The organism is Micromonospora endolithica, assembly GCF_003626595.1.
In the GTDB taxonomy this organism is placed as follows: Bacteria; Actinomycetota; Actinomycetes; order Mycobacteriales; family Micromonosporaceae; genus Micromonospora; species Micromonospora endolithica.
Window position 1 is genome coordinate 1 of the sequence record NZ_RBAK01000012.1, and the last position, 16,622, is coordinate 16,622.

Below are 16,622 nucleotides of genomic sequence, written 5' to 3' on the forward strand. Positions count from 1 at the left end.
TCAAGCAGCCCGTCGAGTGGCTGGTGGGGGCGCTGCGGCAGCTCGGCGTGCGACCCTCGGCCCTGCCCGAGCAGCGCCGCCGGCAGGTGCTCGCCGGCCTGAACGCGATGGACCAGGTGCCGTTGCGCCCGCCGAGCGTCGGCGGGTGGCCGGCCGGCACCGCCTGGTTGACCACCTCGTCGTTGCAGGCCCGGCTCCGGCTGGCCACCCTGCTGGCCACGGTCGCGGCCCCGGCCGCCCTGGACCGGCTGGCCGCCGCGCCACCGGACGGGCGGCCGGACGCGCTGGCCCGGCTGCTCGTGGTCGACGCCTGGAGCGCGCGTACCCGGGCCGCCCTCGCGCCGCTGGCCAAGGAGCCCCGCAGGCTGCTGGCCGCCGGCCTGGTCAGTCCCGAGTACACCGTCAGCTGAGCCGGAGGAGAGCAACCGATGGACACCGTGACCCGACGGCGGTTCCTGGTGGCGAGCGGCGTGGTCGGTGCGACCGCCCTCGCGGCCGGCGCCGCCGCGTACCGCCTCGACGACCTGCTCGCCACCGCCGGCGACCGCGACCCGGACGCCCGCACCCTGGTCCTGGTCACCCTGTACGGAGGCAACGACGGGCTGAACACCGTCATCCCGTACGCCGACCCCGCCTACCGGGCCGCCCGCCCCGAACTGGCGTACCAGGGCGAGCAGGTGAAGCGCCTGGACGACCAGGTGGGCCTCAACCCGGCGCTGACCGGGTTGCACCGCCTGCACGGGGAGGGCCAGCTGGCGGTGGTCCGCGGGGTCGGCTACCCGAAGCCGGACCGCAGCCACTTCCGGTCGATGGACATCTGGCACACCGCCGACCCGGAGCGCCCCGGCACCACCGGCTGGCTCGGCCGGTGGCTGGACACCGCCGGTGGCGACCCCCGGCTCGCGGTGTCGTTCGAGCCGGCCCTGCCGCCGCTGCTGGCCGGCGAGCGCGGCGCGGGCGCCTCGGTGCCGGTGACCGAGCGGAAGACCGGCCGAGGCCTGCCCGAGCCGGCACTCGCCGCGCTCGCCGCCGCCGAGGCGGGCGAGTCGGCCGCGCGGGCCCGGGCCGCCGCCTGCTTCGCCGACCTGCGGTCCGTCGACGAGATGGTCCGGGAGGTACGCGACGCGGCCGGCGCCGACGAGCAGGAAGCGGAGGGCGAGTCGGCCCCCGCCACCGCCACCGGCGGCGCCCGCACCCCGCTGGACGCCCAACTCGACCTGGTCGCCCAGTGCGTCGAGGCCGGGGTGGCGACCCGCGCGTTCTCGGTGTCCCTCGGCGGCTTCGACACCCACGCCGACGAGAAGCAGTTGCAGGAGGTCCTGCTCGGGCAGGTGGACCGGGCGGTGACCGCCTTCGCCGACCGGATGGCCCGGACCGAGGCCGGCCGGAAGGTCGTGGTGGCCGTCTACTCCGAGTTCGGCCGGCGGGTCCGCGCCAACGCCTCGGACGGCACCGACCACGGCACCGCCTCGAACGTGCTGCTGCTCGGGCCCGGCGTGCGGGGCGGCCTGTACGGGGAGGCGCCGAGCCTGACCGACCTGGACGACGGTGACCTGAAGTTCACCACCGACTTCCGGGACGTCTACGCCACGCTGCTGGAGAAGGTGCTGGACACCGACCCGGGCGCGGTGCTGGCCGGCTGGCGCGGCCGGCTGACCGGCGTGCTGTGAGGACGGGTCAGTCCTCCTCCTCCGGATCCTGGTTGGCCTGTGCGCCCAGCACGAACGCCTGCATCGCCAGCTCGTCACCGGACGGCGAGACGAAGGCCGGCAGTTCGCGCGGCCCCAGCTCCTGCACGTAGGCCCAGAACAGCCGGACCGCCTCGGCCGGCGAGTCGGCCTCGATCGGCAGGTCCAGGCTGACCAGCCAGGACCGGCGGTGCGCCGGTGGGCCGACCTGGTCGGCGAGCGCCCGGAAGGCCGCCGGGTCCAGCGCGGTGACCGGCCCGTCGAGGGCCAGCGCGTCGGCCGGTACCGGCTCGTCGAAGACCCGCCGGGTGTACGCGACCACCAGCGTCCCGCCGAACCGGTCGGTCTGCGGGTCGTCCGGGTCCTCCCGGTGCTGCCCGCCGCCGGTCACCACCCGGCCGAGGGCCACCAGGCGGGGCGGCGCGTCGGCCAGCACGGCGACCTCGTCACCCCGCCGGGGCCGGGCCGCGCCGTCCAGCCCGGTCAGCTCCAGCGTGTCGTGGTGCACGAGTCGCTCGGCCTCGTAGCGCCCCGACGGCAGCAGCACGGCCCAGGCGCCCGGCTCTCCCGCCGGGCGGGTCGGCTCGGCCCGGTACGCGGTGTCGGTGCTCATGCCCCCATCCCATCACGCCATCTCAGGTCGCCACGACGTGGCAGCCGACAAGGTGGTCGTCCACCATCCCGGTGGCCTGCATCAGCGCGTACGCCGTGGTGGGGCCGACGAAGCGGAAACCGCGCTTCTTGAGCGCCTTGGCCATCGCGGTGGACTCCGGGGTGAGCGCCGGCACCTGTGCGAACGAGTCGGGCCGGGCCGGCCGGGGTGGCGGCGCGAAGGACCAGAGCAGTGCCGACAGCCCCTCGGGCAGTTCCCGCGCGGCGCGGGCGTTGGCCACCGCCGCCTCGATCTTGGCGCGGTTGCGCACGATGCCGGCGTCGGCGAGCAGCCGGGTGGTGTCCGCCTCGGTGTAGCCGGCCACCGTCTCGATGTGGAAGTCGTCGAAGGCGAGTCGGAACGCGGGCCGCTTGCGCAGGATGGTCAGCCAGGACAGGCCGGACTGGAACGCCTCCAGGGTCATCCGCTCGAAGAGTGCGTCGTCGCCGCGCAGCGGTCGCCCCCACTCCGTGTCGTGGTAGACCGCGTAGTCCGGGGTGCTCGCGCCCCAGGCGCAGCGGGGCAGGCCGTCGGGGCCGGTCACCAGGTCAGTCACCCCCTCACGCTAGGACACCCCACCGACAGGGCCATTGCCCCGGACCCGAACGCTGCCTAAGGTGCGTGTCACCCATCGGCAGCGGTGGCTGCCGGCACCGGACGGGGGAGGTCGTGGCATGCGGGATTTCCCGGACGTGATCGCCTGGTCCATCCCCGCCTTCCTGCTGTTGATCGTGCTGGAACGGGTGTCGTACCTGCTGCACCGCGACGACGACGAGGCCGGCTACGGCGCCGCCGACACCGCCACCAGCCTGGCGATGGGCCTGGGCAGCGTCTTCACCGACCTGCTGTGGAAGATCCCGATCGCGGCGGCGTACGCGCTGCTCTACACGCTCACCCCGCTGCGGGTGGCGGAGGTGTGGTGGAGCTGGCCGCTGGTGCTGCTGGCCCAGGACTTCTGCTACTACTGGTCGCACCGCAGTCACCACGTGGTCCGCGTCCTCTGGGCGTCGCACGTGGTGCACCACTCGTCGCAGCGGTTCAACCTGTCCACCGCGCTGCGCCAGCCGTGGACCGGGTTGACCAGCTGGGTGTTCTACGTACCGATGATCCTCGCCGGGGTGCACCCGGCGGTGGTCGCGTTCTGCGGCTCGGTCAACCTGCTCTACCAGTTCTGGATCCACACCGAGCGGATCGACCGGATGCCCCGCTGGTACGAGTTCGTCTTCAACACCCCGTCGCACCACCGGGTGCACCACGCCTCGCAGGGCGGCTACCTGGACCGCAACTTCGGCGGCATCCTCATCGTCTGGGACCGCCTCTTCGGCTCGTTCGCGCCGGAACGGGACCGCTGCGTCTACGGGCTGACCAAGAACATCGGCACGTACAACCCGGTCCGGGTGGCCTTCCACGAGTACGCCTCGATCGCCCGGGACCTCCGCGCGGCGCGGACGTGGCGGGAGCGGGCGGGCCATCTGTTCCGTGGACCCGGCTGGCAGCCCACCGGATCCACCGCCACGACGCCGGCGTCCGACCCGGCCGTCGATCGGCTCCGGGTGTCCTGACGCCGGGGTGTCAGGGGATGCGGCCCTGCTCGACCATGCGGCCGAACTTCTTCAGCGCCTGGGTGAGGCTGACCTTCGAGCCGGGCCAGAGCAACGGCCAGGCGAGCCGGCCGGCGGCACCGCCCGGCAGGTGGAACCACTCGTGCCAGACCACCTGTGTGCGGTTCCGCTCCAGCGGGGTGCAGCGCAGCACACCGGGCCCGCGCAGCAGCCTGCCGCAGTGGACCACACCGACCTCGTACGGCGCGTCGACCCGGACCACCCGCATCTCGTCCCGGAGGACGGCCGGCCCGATCGCGGTGACCGCCTCGATCAGGCTGCCCTCGCCGCCGTCGCCCTCGACGACCTTGACCGTGGTGAACGGGATCCAGTCGGACTGCCGCTCCCAGGCGACCAGGGCGGCGAAGACCCGCTCGGCCGGCGCGTCGACGATCACGGTCGCGGTGATCTCACCGGCACCCGGTTGGGCGACCTCGCCGAGGTCGTCGGCGCCCGGGCGCCCGGTCACGCCGACTCCGACCGGACGGCCGGCCCGCGCCGGGTGGCCCCGTCCACCGGGTCCGTCGAGTCGTCGCCTCCGGTGGTGACCTCGTCCCGCTCCGGGGACGTGGTGTCGGTCGGTGCGGTGCCGAGCCGCAGCGGCGGGGCGTCCGCACCCGGGGCGGTGTCGGTGCCGCCCGTCGGGGTCGAGGAGTCCTCCCGTGCGGTGTCCGCGTCGTCGGTCAGGAGCGCGCCGGTCGTGGGCACGGCGTCGGTGGCGGCGGCCGGGATGGGGGACGCCGCGTCGGTCGTACCGTTCGGGACCGACGCCGCACCCGCCGGCACCGCTTCGGCGGTCGCGTCCGGGTTGTCGGGGGCGACGGCTCCGGCCGACCGCGCGCGGGCCTCGCGGAGCGCGTCCGCGTCGGCGGTCCGTCCCTCGCGCAACGCGTTGACCTCCGCCTCCAGCACGCCGATCAGCTCCGCCTTGTAGCCGATGTCGTAGGCCGCCCGGCGCATCGCCTGGTCGACCTGGGCCATCCGGTACCCGCGCAGGGCGGTGTCGAAACGGACCCCGCCGACGTCGGACTCGCGCAGCGGACGGGCACCCGGCAGCGGTACGGCATGACCGTCCGGCTCGGCCGGCGACAGGCCGGGATCCCGGCCGGTGACCAGCACCGTCACCCCGAACACGACCGCCGCGACGGTCAACGCCACGACCAACAGGAGCAGCACCTCACCCATGCACAGATCGTGGCACGTCGAAGAGCCCAGAGCGAGCCCACCACGTCACCGCAGGTCGTCCCCGCGCGCCGGACACCGGCGCGGTTTCCCGGAAACAGTGGTCGTCCCCCCGAGAGAGGCCACTGTTTCCGGGAAACCGCCACCTCGGACGCCAGCGGGGTCGTGGCGAGCGGCCCGACCGGCAGCGGTTAGCGTTTCGGGTCGGCGGCAGCATGGGTTCGGATCTTCGGGAGGCGGCATGACCGGGGCCCTTCGGCTCGGCGGGCGGACGTTCGGCCCCGGCGAGCTGACCGTGATGGCCATCGTCAACCGCACCCCGGACTCGTTCTTCGACCGGGGGGCGACCTTCGCGCAGGACAACGCCCTGCGGGCGGTGGAGCGGGCGGTGACCGAGGGTGCCGAGATCATCGACATCGGCGGGGTCAAGGCCGGTCCGGGTGCCGACGTCGACGTGGCCGAGGAGATCCGGCGGACGGTGGACACCATCGCCGCGGTCCGGGCCGCCTTCCCCGACGTGGTCATCTCCATCGACACCTGGCGGGCGGAGGTGGCGGTGGAGGCCGTCGCGGCCGGGGCGGACCTGCTCAACGACACCTGGTCCGGCGCCGACCCGGCGCTGGCCCGGGTCGCGGCGGAGACCGGCGCCGGACTAGTCTGCTCGCACGCCGGCGGGCTGGCGCCCCGGACCCGGCCACACCGCGCCGCCTTCGACGACGTCGTCGCGGACGTGGTCGCGACGGTGACCGGGCTCGCCGAGCGCGCGGTCGCCCTGGGGGTACGCCCCGACGGCATCCTGATCGACCCGGCACACGACTTCGGCAAGAACACCCGCCACTCGCTGGAGATCACCCGCCGCCTGGACGAACTGTCCGGCACCGGTTGGCCACTGCTGGTGGCGCTGTCGAACAAGGACTTCGTCGGCGAGACGCTGGACCTGCCGGTCGCCGAGCGGCTGGAGGGCACCCTCGCGGCAACGGCCGTGTCGGCCTGGCTCGGCGCCCGGGTGTTCCGCGCCCACCAGGTGCGCCCCACCCGCCGGGTGCTGGACATGGTCGCCTCGATCCGGGGCGACCGCCCGCCGGCGGTGACCCGGCGCGGCCTGGCGTGAGCGCCTGACCCGCCCGGTCAGGTCCAGCGGAGGATGTTCTTCCGCCAGGCGTAGAGGATGCCCAGGGCGAGTACCGCCACGAAGACGGCCATCTCCACCACGGTGACCATCCCGAAGCCGGGCCGGTCGAAGACCACCGCCCACGGGAAGAGGAACACGGCTTCCACCGCGAACAACACGTAGAGGTACGCGTACACGTAGTAACGGATCTGCATCTGGGCCCAGTCGCCGCCGACCGGGTCGAGACCGCACTCGTACGCCGTCCGCTTGCCGAACGGGTCGGCCGGACGGGCCGGGCGTAACACCCGGTTGGCCGAGAACGCCGTAACGAAGAAGAGGACGCCGGCGAGCAGCAACAGCCCGAGCGTCGCGTACGAGCCCAGGTATCCGGTCACGGTCGGTCAGCCTACCGTCCCGGCCGGTGGTCCGCCCCGAACACGTTACGAAGTTGTTTCCGGTCAGGACTAGTGCACCGGGGCAACGATTACCGAATATTGGATACTCACTCTTCGTCACGGAGGACAGATGGCCCGCGTGGACCACCGAACCGGCCGCCGGGCGCGCCCCCCGCGCACCGCGCCCCTGCTGGTGTTCTCCCTGGCGATCGGGTTGGCCGTCGCCGCCGTACCCGGACTCGCCGCCGCCGCGCCCACCCTCGACCGGGTCGTGGCCACCACCGCCGACCCGGTCGAACCCGGCGGGGAACCGGGCACCGAACCGACCGGGGACCCGGGCGGCGCGCCGCCCACCACGCCCCCGATCGAGCCGGAGCCGCTACCGACCAGCCCGCCACCGACCGAGCCGGAGACGTCCCCGCCCCCGCCGCCCACCACCGATCCGGCGCCGACGACCACCGCCGCCCCGCCCGCGCCGGTGACCACCGCACCCACCACCGCCGCGCCGACCACGGCGGCGCCGGCGCCGCCGCCGCCGGCACCGCCGGTGTCCCCCGGTCCGCCGGTGCCGCCGGCCGCGCCGGTTCCCGGCGCCCCGCCGGCCAGCCCGCTCGGCGTCCAGGTGACGACCGGCGACCTGACCCTGACGCCGGCGTACTGGAACGCCCCGTCGACGGTGGCCGACCTGCGGGTCACGATCGCCAACACCGGCCGGATCGCCCAGGAGATCCGGCTCGGCTACACGCTGCCGGCCGGGGTCACCGACGCCGGCACGCCGGGCTGCGCCGCGACCGGCGGTGGCGGGTACCGCTGCGGCGCGTGGACCAGCGAGCCGGGCGCGCGGTTCAGCACCACGGTGCGGGTGCGGATCGACGGCCAGGCCTGGCGGCAGATGCCGCTCAGCGGTTCGGTACAGGTCACCGCGAACGCCCCCGGCGGCGGTGACACGGTGAGCGACAACGAGGGCTTCGCCCTCCTGTTCCCGCCCGGCCCGCCGATCCCCGGGATCCGGCTGAAGGCGGGTGAGGTCGCCTTCGACATCAGCGGCACCACCGGTGGCCTCGACGTCGAGCTGGGCAACACCGGCACGGTCGACGCCGCCGGCGGGATCGAGGTGATCCTGCCGTCCGGGGTGACCGTGGCGGCGCCCCCGGCCGGATGCGTCGTGGTCGACCCGACCCGTACCCGCTGCGACCTGGGCACGGTGGCGGCGGGACGGACCGCCGTGGTGCGTCTGCCGGTGGCCGCGACGCCGGAGGCGCAGCGCGACGCTCCGCTGGCCGGTGCGGTGGTCGGGAAGCTCGACCCGCGCAGCGGGCCGACCCGGCAGGTCCAGATGACCTTCCGCATCACCGCGGTGGCGGCCCTGGCCACCCCGGCGGCGTACGAGCCCGCGCCCACCGGCTCGCAGGGCGTGCTGGCGGCCGGTGCGCGATCGGGCGCCGGGGGTGGGATGTCGTCGGTCCAGCGCACCGCGGTCGTCCTCATCGTGGTCTCCACGCTCCTGGTGGTGCTGGCCCTCGCGCTCGCCACCACCTCGCTGCGTCGACGGATGACCGGGGGCACGACCTCGGGGCCGGCCATCGGCGACCGGTGATCTGAATTACGGCCCACGTCGCAAAGCACCACAGAAGGCTACGAAACCCCGCGGAATCCGGTCCCAGCCCGCGGACCTCCCGGCCAGTTGACCAGAAGATCCGACGTAGGCTCTCAGGTGAGTAACGACAGCGGGCCGGACAGCCACGGCGGTGCGGTACAGGGTGCGTCAAGGAGGTCACGTGGCCGGGCAAGGCGAGGTCACCATCAGGTACGGCCGCCCGTGCGACCGCGGCGGGCGAAACGGGGTGCGGGCGTGACCAAGCAGATCCGTCAACTCGACCGGGTCGTCATCCGTTTCGCCGGCGACTCCGGCGACGGCATGCAGCTGACCGGCGACCGGTTCACCTCGGAGACGGCGCAGTTGGGCAACGACATCTCCACGCTGCCCAACTTCCCGGCCGAGATCCGCGCTCCCGCCGGCACGCTGCCCGGGGTGTCGAGCTTCCAGGTGCACTTCGCCGACTACGACATCCTCACCCCGGGCGACGCACCGAACGTGCTGGTGGCGATGAACCCGGCGGCGTTGAAGGCCAACCTGGCCGACCTGCCGCGCGGCGCGGACATCATCGTCAACACCGACGAGTTCACCCGGCGCAACCTGGCCAAGGTCGGCTACCAGGCCAACCCGCTGGACGACGACTCGCTCGCCGGCTACGTCGTGCACCCGGTGGCGCTGACCTCGATGACGGTCGGCGCGCTGGCCGAGCTGGAGGTGTCCAAGAAGGACGCCGAGCGGGCCAAGAACATGTTCGCCCTCGGGCTGCTGTCCTGGATGTACTCCCGTCCGTACGAGTCGACCCTGCGGTTCCTGGAGCGCAAGTTCGCCAAGCGACCCGAGCTGGTCGCGGCGAACAAGGCGGCGTTCAAGGCCGGTTGGAACTTCGGCGAGACCACCGAGGACTTCGCGGTCCGCTACGAGGTCAAGCCGGCTCGGATGCCCTCGGGCACCTACCGCAACATCACCGGCAACGCCGCCCTGTCGCTGGGCCTGGTGGCCGCCGGGGTCCGCTCCGGCCTGCCGGTCTTCCTCGGCGCCTACCCGATCACCCCGGCGTCGGACATCCTGCACGAGCTGAGCAAGCACAAGCGGCTGGGCGTGCTGACCATGCAGGCCGAGGACGAGATCGCGGCGGTCGGCGCGGCGCTGGGCGCCTCCTACGGCGGGGCGCTGGGCATCACCACGACCAGTGGCCCGGGTGTGGCGCTGAAGAGCGAGACGATCTCCCTGGCGGTGGCGCTGGAGCTGCCGCTGCTGATCGTCGACGTGCAGCGGGCCGGCCCGTCCACCGGCATGCCGACCAAGACCGAGCAGGCCGACCTGAACATGGCCCTGTTCGGTCGGCACGGCGAGGCGCCGGTGGCGGTCATCGCCCCGAGGTCCCCGGCGGACTGCTTCCACGCGGCGCTGGAGGCGGCGCGGATCGCGCTGACCTACCGCACGCCGGTCCTCCTGCTGTCGGACAACTACGTCGCCAACGGCTCCGAGCCGTGGCTGCTGCCCGACGTCGAGTCGCTGCCGGACCTGCGGGTGGAGTTCGCGAGCGCGCCCAACGGCGAGGACGGCACCACCTTCCTGCCGTACCTGCGGGACCCGGAGACCCTGGCCCGGCCGTGGGCAATTCCGGGCACGCCGGGCCTGGAGCACCGGATCGGCGGGCTGGAGAAGGCCGACAAGACCGGGGACATCTCATACGACCCGGCGAACCACGACTTCATGGTCCGCACCCGGGCGGCCCGGATCGAGACGATCCCGGTGCCGGACATCGAGGTGGAGGACCCGGACGGTGACGCCCGGGTGCTCGTGCTCGGCTGGGGCTCGACCTACGGTCCGATCGGCGCGGCGTGCCGCGGCCTGCGGCAGCGGGGGCTGTCCGTCGCGCAGGCGCACCTGCGGCACCTCGCCCCGATGCCGGCGAACCTCGGGCAGGTCCTGGCCGCGTACGACCGGGTGGTCATCCCCGAGATGAACCTGGGCCAGCTCGCGCAGGTGATCCGGGGGCGGTTCCTGGTCGACGCGATCAGCTACAACCAGGTCCGCGGCCTGCCGTTCACGGCCGTCGAGCTGGAGACGATGCTGGAAGAGGTCCTGAAGAATGTCTGAGCCCGTCGCCCTCAAGCTCACCGCCAAGGACTTCAAGTCCGACCAGGAGGTCCGGTGGTGCCCCGGCTGCGGTGACTACGCGATCCTGGCCGCCGTCCAGCAGTTCATGCCGGAGCTGAACATCCCCCGCGAGCGGATCGTGTTCGTGTCCGGGATCGGCTGTTCGTCGCGCTTCCCGTACTACATGAACACCTACGGGATGCACTCCATCCACGGCCGCGCGCCGGCCATCGCGACCGGTCTGTCGGCCACCCGCCCGGACCTGTCGGTGTGGGTGGTGACCGGGGACGGCGACGCGCTCTCGATCGGCGGCAACCACCTGATCCACGCGCTGCGCCGCAACGTCAACCTCAAGATCCTGCTGTTCAACAACCGGATCTACGGCCTGACCAAGGGCCAGTACTCGCCCACCTCCGAGGTCGGCAAGATCACCAAATCGACCCCGGTCGGCTCGGCGGACGCGCCGTTCAACCCGCTGTCGCTGGCGCTCGGCGCGGAGGCCACCTTCGTCGGGCGGACCATCGACTCCGACCGCAAGCACCTCCAGTCGGTGCTGCGCGCGGCGGCGGAGCACCAGGGCTCGGCCTTCGTGGAGATCTACCAGAACTGCAACATCTTCAACGACGGCGCGTTCGACCAGCTCAAGGATCCGGGCATCCGGGACGACCACCTGATCCGGCTGGAGCACGGGCAACCGATCACGTTCGGCGCCGACGGCCGGTTCTGCGTCGTCCACCCGCCCGGCGGCTTCGGCCTCGAGGTCCGCGACACCGCGGCCACCCCGGCCGGGGACATCGTCGTGCACGACGCCACCGTCACCGACCCGGCGTACGCCTTCGCCCTGTCCCGGCTGCCCGGCCTGGACCTGCGGAACACGCCGATCGGGGTGTTCCGTGCGGTCGACCGCCCGTCCTACGACAGCGTGGTGCAGGAGCAGCTCGCCGCCGCCCGGTCGGGCGTCACGGAGACGCCGGAGCAGCAGCTCGCGTCCCTGCTCAACAGCGGGGACACCTGGACGATCGACTGAGCGTCGGTCCGACCGACTCGGCGAGGGGCCCGTTCCGCGCGGAACGGGCCCCTCGCCGTACCTCCGGTCCCGGGCGTCCCGCCCGGGCGTGACTCACGCGGCGGCCGAGACCGGCGTCCAGAGCGTGTCGATCTCGCGCTCGGCGGTGGCGAGGCTCGCCTCGTGCAGCGGCACCAGTTCGGCCATGGCCGGATCCACCGGGGCGAGGGTCAGCTCGGTGACGATGAATCGCGGCGCCAGTCCGGTCATCGACACACCGTGCGGGAGCCACGGTTCGGCGTGGTCCCACCCCTCGCGCGGGCTGCCCGCGCCGTAGCCGCCGCCCCGGCTGGCCAGCACGATGAACTCCCGGTCACCGAGCAGGCCGCCCCTGGTCGCCGGGTCGAACGCCAGCCCCGGCGCGATCAGGTGGTCGACCCAGGCCTTCACGCTGCTCGGCGCGCCGAAGTTGTAGAGCGGCAGGCCGAGCAGGACGGTGTCGGCCTGCTTGATCTCGTTCACCAGTCGCTCGGTCAACGTCCAGGAGGCGCGCTGTTCCGTCGTGTGCTGATCCGGCGGCGTCATCCGCGCCAGGCCGCCGGCCTCGTCGAGGTGCGGCAGCGGCTCCCGACCGAGGTCCCGGTAGGTGACCGTGCCAGCGGGATGGGCGGCTCGCCAGGCGGCGGCGGCTCGTGCGGTGAGCCGGCGGCTCACGGAGTGCTCGCCCCGGATGCTGGAGTCGATGTGCAACAGGTGTGCCATTCGCTTAACCCTCCACAGATCGTTTGTGTAGCGCTAACTATTTATAGCAGGGCGACCTTCTGTCCCCCAGGTAAAGTGGGTCACATGCAGGCCGCGCACCCCGACCAGTCGGAGCACCGGTCCGGCGCGCTGCTCGAACACCTGGCCCGCCGGATGCGGCTGCGGTCGGAGTCGCTGCTCACTCCGCTCGGTCTGCGCCCACGGCACCTGGTGGCGCTCACCGTGCTGCGGGACAGCGGCGGCACCACCCAGCAGGCGCTCGCCGGCACCCTGGAGATGGACGGCACGAACGTCGTCGGCCTGCTGAACGAACTGGAGGCGGCCGGCCTGGCCGAGCGACGGCGCTCCCCCGAGGACCGGCGTCGACACGTGGTGGCCCTCACCGCGGCGGGCGCGAAACGGCTCGGCGAGGCGGAATGCGCTCTGGCCTCCGCCGAGAACGAGGTGCTCGGCGCACTGGCCCCCGCCGAACGCGAGATGCTCTACGAGCTGCTCAAACGCGCGACCGGCGGCGCCACCACCTGCACCGAGGCCCTGACGGACGACCCCCCCACCTGCTGACCCCACCCCACCGGGGCTGGGGGCGGGGTCCTACGGGGTGGGGGTGCTGGTGGAGGGGCGGTCGTCGCGTACGTGGACGAGCATGTCGCCGGTCTCGATGATCGCGCCGGCCCGGTCGGCCAGGGTGACCACCTTGCCCCGGCGGACCAGGGCGATGACGAGGGTGTCCAGCTCCCGGGGGGACTTGCCCACCTCGCTGCGCTCGGCGGAACGCATCGCCAGGGCCATGCCCTGGCCCGGGGTCAGCAGGTCCTCCACGACGTCGATCAGCGGCGGCGCCGACGTGGACAGGCCGAGCAGCCGACCGGCGGTGGCCGAGGAGACGATCACGTGGTGGGCGCCGCTCTGCTTGAGCAGGGGGGCGTTCTCCGCCTCCCGGGCCGCCGCGATGATGCGGACCTGGCCGGCGGTCAACTGGCGTACGGTCAGGGCCACCAGCACCGAGGCGTCGTCGCTGTCGGTGGCGATGATGACCGCCTTGGCCGACCGTACGTGCGCCTGGTTGAGCACCACCGAACGGGTCGCCGACCCCTCGATCGCCACCAGTCCCGCCGAGGTCGCCTGGCGCAGGGCGGGACCGCTGCGCTCCACCACCACGATCCGGGACTTGTCCAGGCCGTTCTCCAGCAGGGCGGAGACCGCGCTGCGGCCCTTGGTGCCGTAGCCGCAGATGATGACGTGATCCTTCACGATCTTCTCCCACCGGTTCAGGCGTCGGCCGGTCCGGTACTGCTCGGTCAGGACTTCGAGGGTGGTGCCGACCAGGATGATCAGGAAGAGCACCCGGGCCGGGGTGATGTAGATGACGTTGATCAGCCGCGCGGTCGCGCTGACCGGGGTGATGTCGCCGTATCCGGTGGTGGAGAGCGACACGACCACGTAGTAGAAGCAGTCGAGCAGGGTCAGCCCGTCCTCGCCGTAGGCGTCCCGGTAGCCGTCCCGGTCGAACCAGACCACCGCCACGCTGGCGAGGATGAGTCCCAGGGCGGCGGCCAGGCGCAGGCTCAGCGCGCTCAGCGGGCCACGCCGCTGGGCCGGGAAATGGATCACCGTGGCACCTGCCCGGGCTCCGCTGTCGGCTGCACGCCCACAAGATAGCCGTTACCCGGAACGTCGCACGCCCGGGCCGCGTCCTCGACGGCCGGGGGCCACGCGAATCCGGCTCAACGGGCATGATGGTGGCAGGTGTCCGACGACGGGGGAGAGCGAGGCCGGCATGTCGTTGCTGCGACGAGTGATCGGCGGGGTGCTCCGCCGGCTGCGGCTGCGTCAGGGCCGCACCCTGCGTGAGGTGGCCGCGGCCGCCGGGGTGTCGGTGCCCTACCTGTCCGAGGTCGAACGCGGCCGCAAGGAGGCCTCCTCGGAAGTGCTCGCGGCGATCTGCCGGGCGCTCGGCATCCGCCTCTCCGACCTGCTCGAGGAGGCCCGGGACGACCTGCGCCGGGTCGAGCCGCGGGTGCCGACCGGCCCGCGGGCCGACCTGAGCGGGGCGAACCGGTTGCCGGTGGCCCGCCGGGGTGGCGCCACCGCGTCGCCGACCCGCGCCCGCACCGGGCCGCTGCTCCAGCGGGGACCGGGCGGCACCGGGCCGGTCGCCCGCGTCGGCGTGCCGGCTGGCCCGAGCCACCCGGACCCGCGGCGCCGTCGGGCGTCGGGCTCCCTGCGCCTCGGGTACGCGGGTCCGCGTACCTTCGTCGTCGCGGCGGGCCAGCGGAGCGTGGCGGGCCGGCGGGGGTCGACCGCCGTCTGACGCCGGCCGGTTCTGCCGTGGGCGGATCTGCCGCCGGCAGAATCACTGGAAGCCCACCCGCCGTGCCCCGCAGGCTGGGATGGCCGGTTCCGGGGCGCGTCGGGATCTCGCCCGCCGGCGTCGGGAGGCAATGATGATCAGCGACGGTGTACGGATGCTGGACGGCGGGCAGCCGACCTTCGGCGACCAGGTCTTCGAGCGGCTGTTGAGGGAACGGATCGTCTTCCTCGGCACCGAGGTGACCGACGCGTCGGCCAACCAGATCTGTGCGCAGATCCTGCTGCTCGCGGCGGAGGATCCCGAGCGGGACATCTTCCTCTACATCAACTCACCGGGCGGCTCGGTGAGTGCGGGGATGGCCGTCTACGACACCATGCGCTACGTCCGCAACGACGTGGCCACCCTTGCCCTGGGGTTCGCCGGCTCGATGGGGCAGTTCCTGCTGTGCGCGGGTGCGGCCGGCAAGCGCTACGCGCTGCCCCATTCGCGGATCATGATGCACCAGCCGTCCGGTGGGATGGGCGGCACCGCCGCCGACATCACCATCCAGGCCGAGAACATGCTGCACGTCAAGCACACGATGCAGGAGTTGATCGCCGGACACAGCGGCCGGACGCTGGAGGAGATCCAGCGGGACTGGGACCGGGACCGGTGGTTCACCGCCGAGCAGGCCCGGGATTACGGCCTGATCGACCAGGTCGTCACCCGGGCCGAGCAGCTTCCGTCGAGCTGAACGTGGTGTGTGGTGCGAGGGCCACTTCCTCACACCAGCACCACCTTGCCCAGGGCGCGACGGCCCTCCAGGTCGGCGTGGGCGGTGGCGGCGTCGGCCAGCGGGTAGGTCGTCACCAGCGGACGCCACCACCCTCGCCCGGCCAGCTCCAGTGACCGCGCGGCGAGACCGGGAATGCCGCCGGGCAGGGCACCCATCCGCTGCCCGAGCAGCCACCCGGCGGTGATCCCCCGCCCGGCGAGCTCGTCCTCGTCGAGGGGTGTCGCCTCGCCCGAGGACCGGCCGAACATCATGAACCGGCCGCCGGGCCGCACCAGTTCCAGCGCCGCCCGCCCCACCGCGCCGCCGACACCGTCCCACACCAGGGACAGCCCGCCGACCTGGTCGCGTACCCGCTCGGGCCACTCCGGCGTGCCGTAGTCGACGACCAGGTCGGCGTCGAGTTCACGGACCCGCCCGGTGCGGGCGGCGCCCCGTGCCGCCGCCACCACCGTGGCGCCCGCGCGCCGCGCGGCCTGGACCAGCAACCACCCCATCCCCCCGGCGGCGGACGGCACGAACACCACGTCGTCCGCCGCCGGTGGTTCCAGTTCCACGACGCCGAGGGCGGTCCGGCCGGTGCCGACCGCCGCCACCGCCTCCGGCAGGCTCAGTGCCTCCGGTACGCGGAACAGCGTCCCGACGTCGGTCACCGCCTGTTCGGCGTACCCGCCGGGGACCATGCCGAGATGCGCCACCACCCGCTCCCCCCGCCACGAGTCGTCGACGCCCCCGCCGACCTGGTCGACGACGCCGGCAACCTCGCGCCCGGGGACGGTGGGCAGCTCCGGCAACGGCATCGGGCCCGCCTCGCCCCGGCGCAGCGCGGTGTCCAGCAGGTGCACGCCGCTGGCCTCGACGGCGACGCGTACCTGGCCGGGACCGGGAATCAGGTCGGGCAGCTCGTCGAGCACCAGGTTGGTCGCCGGGCCGAAGTCGTGGAGCCGGATCGCACGCATGCCACCATCCGACATCCTCAACCCAGCGTGAGGTCAATGCCCCGTTCAGTCGAGACAGAACTCATTGCCCTCGGGATCGGTGAGCACGATGTGGCCGGCCTCCAGCGGGGCGGCGGGCTCGTGCCGCCGCACCCGGGTCGCACCGAGGGAGACCAGCCGTCCGGCCTCCGCCTCCAGGGCCGCCATCCGGGCCTCGCCGGTCAGCCCGGGGGCGGCCCGCAGATCGAGGTGTACGCGGTTCCGGACCTGCTCGTGCTCCGGCACCCGCTGGAAGAACACCCGGGGACCGGCCCCCTCCGGGTCGACCACCGCCGACGCGTCGTTGCGGCGCTCGGGCGGCACGCCGAACGCCTCCAGCGCCTGGTCCCAGGACTGGAAGCCCTCCGGCGGGCCCTGCACCCGGTAGCCGAGGGCGTCGGCCCAGAACGCCGCCAGCCCGGCCGGGTCGGCGCAACTGAAAGTGATCTGTACGTCGCGGGCCAT

General features: G+C 73.4%; 19 protein-coding genes. 10 read left to right on the plus strand and 9 right to left on the minus strand.

What is annotated here, in order from left to right; translation table 11 throughout:
* Both D7223_RS24790 and D7223_RS24795 read left to right on the plus strand, forming a co-directional pair.
* Positions 1–410: DUF1800 family protein (locus tag D7223_RS24790; protein ID WP_120730859.1), on the plus strand; the 410-nt coding region annotated here is incomplete at its 5' end.
* 18 nt (positions 411–428) lie between these two features.
* A complete protein-coding gene (locus tag D7223_RS24795; protein WP_120730860.1) occupies positions 429–1,670 on the plus strand; it encodes a DUF1501 domain-containing protein in 1,242 nt (413 codons plus the stop codon).
* A gap of 7 nt (positions 1,671–1,677) precedes the next feature.
* On the opposite strand, the gene D7223_RS24800 is transcribed toward D7223_RS24795, so the two are convergent.
* On the minus strand, positions 1,678–2,301 hold the full coding sequence (locus tag D7223_RS24800) for a hypothetical protein (protein WP_120730861.1): 624 nt from the start codon (positions 2,299–2,301) through the stop codon (positions 1,678–1,680).
* A gap of 22 nt (positions 2,302–2,323) precedes the next feature.
* Positions 2,324–2,896, minus strand: a complete 573-nt coding sequence (locus D7223_RS24805; protein ID WP_120730862.1) for a DNA-3-methyladenine glycosylase I — start codon at positions 2,894–2,896, stop codon at positions 2,324–2,326.
* A gap of 118 nt (positions 2,897–3,014) precedes the next feature.
* Between D7223_RS24805 and D7223_RS24810 the strand changes: the two genes are divergently transcribed.
* The gene (locus D7223_RS24810) at positions 3,015–3,902 is read left to right on the plus strand and encodes a sterol desaturase family protein (protein WP_120730863.1); all 888 of its coding nucleotides are present in this window, start codon (positions 3,015–3,017) and stop codon (positions 3,900–3,902) included.
* A 10-nt stretch (positions 3,903–3,912) separates the two neighbouring features.
* On the opposite strand, the gene D7223_RS24815 is transcribed toward D7223_RS24810, so the two are convergent.
* Entirely contained in the window at positions 3,913–4,410 is a 498-nt protein-coding gene (locus D7223_RS24815) for an SRPBCC family protein (protein WP_120730864.1), read from the minus strand.
* Positions 4,407–5,126, minus strand: a complete 720-nt coding sequence (locus tag D7223_RS33715; protein ID WP_238162197.1) for a DivIVA domain-containing protein — start codon at positions 5,124–5,126, stop codon at positions 4,407–4,409. Before D7223_RS33715 ends, D7223_RS24815 begins: the two co-directional genes overlap by 4 nt.
* Positions 5,127–5,364: 238 nt before the next feature.
* On the opposite strand from D7223_RS33715, the gene folP reads away from it, so the two are divergent.
* Entirely contained in the window at positions 5,365–6,234 is an 870-nt protein-coding gene (gene folP / locus D7223_RS24825) for a dihydropteroate synthase (protein ID WP_120730865.1), read from the plus strand.
* Between the two features lie 17 nt (positions 6,235–6,251).
* On the opposite strand, the gene ndhC is transcribed toward folP, so the two are convergent.
* Positions 6,252–6,629, minus strand: a complete 378-nt coding sequence (gene ndhC, locus D7223_RS24830) for an NADH-quinone oxidoreductase subunit A (protein ID WP_120730866.1) — start codon at positions 6,627–6,629, stop codon at positions 6,252–6,254.
* A gap of 130 nt (positions 6,630–6,759) precedes the next feature.
* On the opposite strand from ndhC, the gene D7223_RS24835 reads away from it, so the two are divergent.
* From D7223_RS24835 to D7223_RS24845, 3 genes are all read left to right on the plus strand, one after another.
* Positions 6,760–8,226 carry a hypothetical protein gene (locus tag D7223_RS24835; protein WP_120730867.1) on the plus strand — a complete coding sequence of 489 codons (1,467 nt, stop codon included), beginning with the start codon at positions 6,760–6,762 and terminating at the stop codon, positions 8,224–8,226.
* Between the two features lie 255 nt (positions 8,227–8,481).
* Positions 8,482–10,329, plus strand: coding sequence for a 2-oxoacid:acceptor oxidoreductase subunit alpha (locus tag D7223_RS24840; RefSeq protein WP_120730868.1), 1,848 nt, complete (start codon positions 8,482–8,484; stop codon positions 10,327–10,329).
* Positions 10,322–11,356, plus strand: a complete 1,035-nt coding sequence (locus tag D7223_RS24845) for a 2-oxoacid:ferredoxin oxidoreductase subunit beta (RefSeq protein ID WP_120730869.1) — start codon at positions 10,322–10,324, stop codon at positions 11,354–11,356. The genes D7223_RS24840 and D7223_RS24845 overlap by 8 nt, the downstream gene beginning before the upstream one ends.
* A 93-nt stretch (positions 11,357–11,449) precedes the next feature.
* On the opposite strand, the gene D7223_RS24850 is transcribed toward D7223_RS24845, so the two are convergent.
* Complete coding sequence (locus tag D7223_RS24850) at positions 11,450–12,097, minus strand: FMN-dependent NADH-azoreductase (RefSeq protein ID WP_120730870.1); 648 nt, start codon at positions 12,095–12,097, stop codon at positions 11,450–11,452.
* 84 nt (positions 12,098–12,181) lie between these two features.
* Here D7223_RS24850 and D7223_RS24855 point away from each other — a divergent pair, with 84 nt between their 5' ends.
* Positions 12,182–12,658 carry a MarR family winged helix-turn-helix transcriptional regulator gene (locus D7223_RS24855; protein ID WP_120730871.1) on the plus strand — a complete coding sequence of 159 codons (477 nt, stop codon included), beginning with the start codon at positions 12,182–12,184 and terminating at the stop codon, positions 12,656–12,658.
* Positions 12,659–12,688: 30 nt separating this feature from the next.
* Here D7223_RS24855 and D7223_RS24860 read toward each other — a convergent pair whose 3' ends face one another.
* Positions 12,689–13,708, minus strand: a complete 1,020-nt coding sequence (locus D7223_RS24860; RefSeq protein WP_120730872.1) for a potassium channel family protein — start codon at positions 13,706–13,708, stop codon at positions 12,689–12,691.
* A 166-nt stretch (positions 13,709–13,874) separates the two neighbouring features.
* Between D7223_RS24860 and D7223_RS24865 the strand changes: the two genes are divergently transcribed.
* Together D7223_RS24865 and D7223_RS24870 are read left to right on the plus strand one after the other, a co-directional pair.
* Positions 13,875–14,408 (plus strand): helix-turn-helix domain-containing protein, encoded by a 534-nt coding sequence (locus D7223_RS24865; RefSeq protein WP_120730873.1) that lies wholly within the window; start codon positions 13,875–13,877, stop codon positions 14,406–14,408.
* A gap of 133 nt (positions 14,409–14,541) precedes the next feature.
* Positions 14,542–15,141: an ATP-dependent Clp protease proteolytic subunit gene (locus tag D7223_RS24870; protein ID WP_120731015.1), complete on the plus strand. Its 600-nt coding sequence runs from the start codon at positions 14,542–14,544 to the stop codon at positions 15,139–15,141.
* Between the two features lie 29 nt (positions 15,142–15,170).
* Here D7223_RS24870 and D7223_RS24875 read toward each other — a convergent pair whose 3' ends face one another.
* On the minus strand, positions 15,171–16,139 hold the full coding sequence (locus D7223_RS24875; RefSeq protein WP_120730874.1) for a zinc-binding dehydrogenase: 969 nt from the start codon (positions 16,137–16,139) through the stop codon (positions 15,171–15,173).
* 45 nt (positions 16,140–16,184) lie between these two features.
* Entirely contained in the window at positions 16,185–16,622 is a 438-nt protein-coding gene (locus D7223_RS24880) for a VOC family protein (protein WP_120730875.1), read from the minus strand.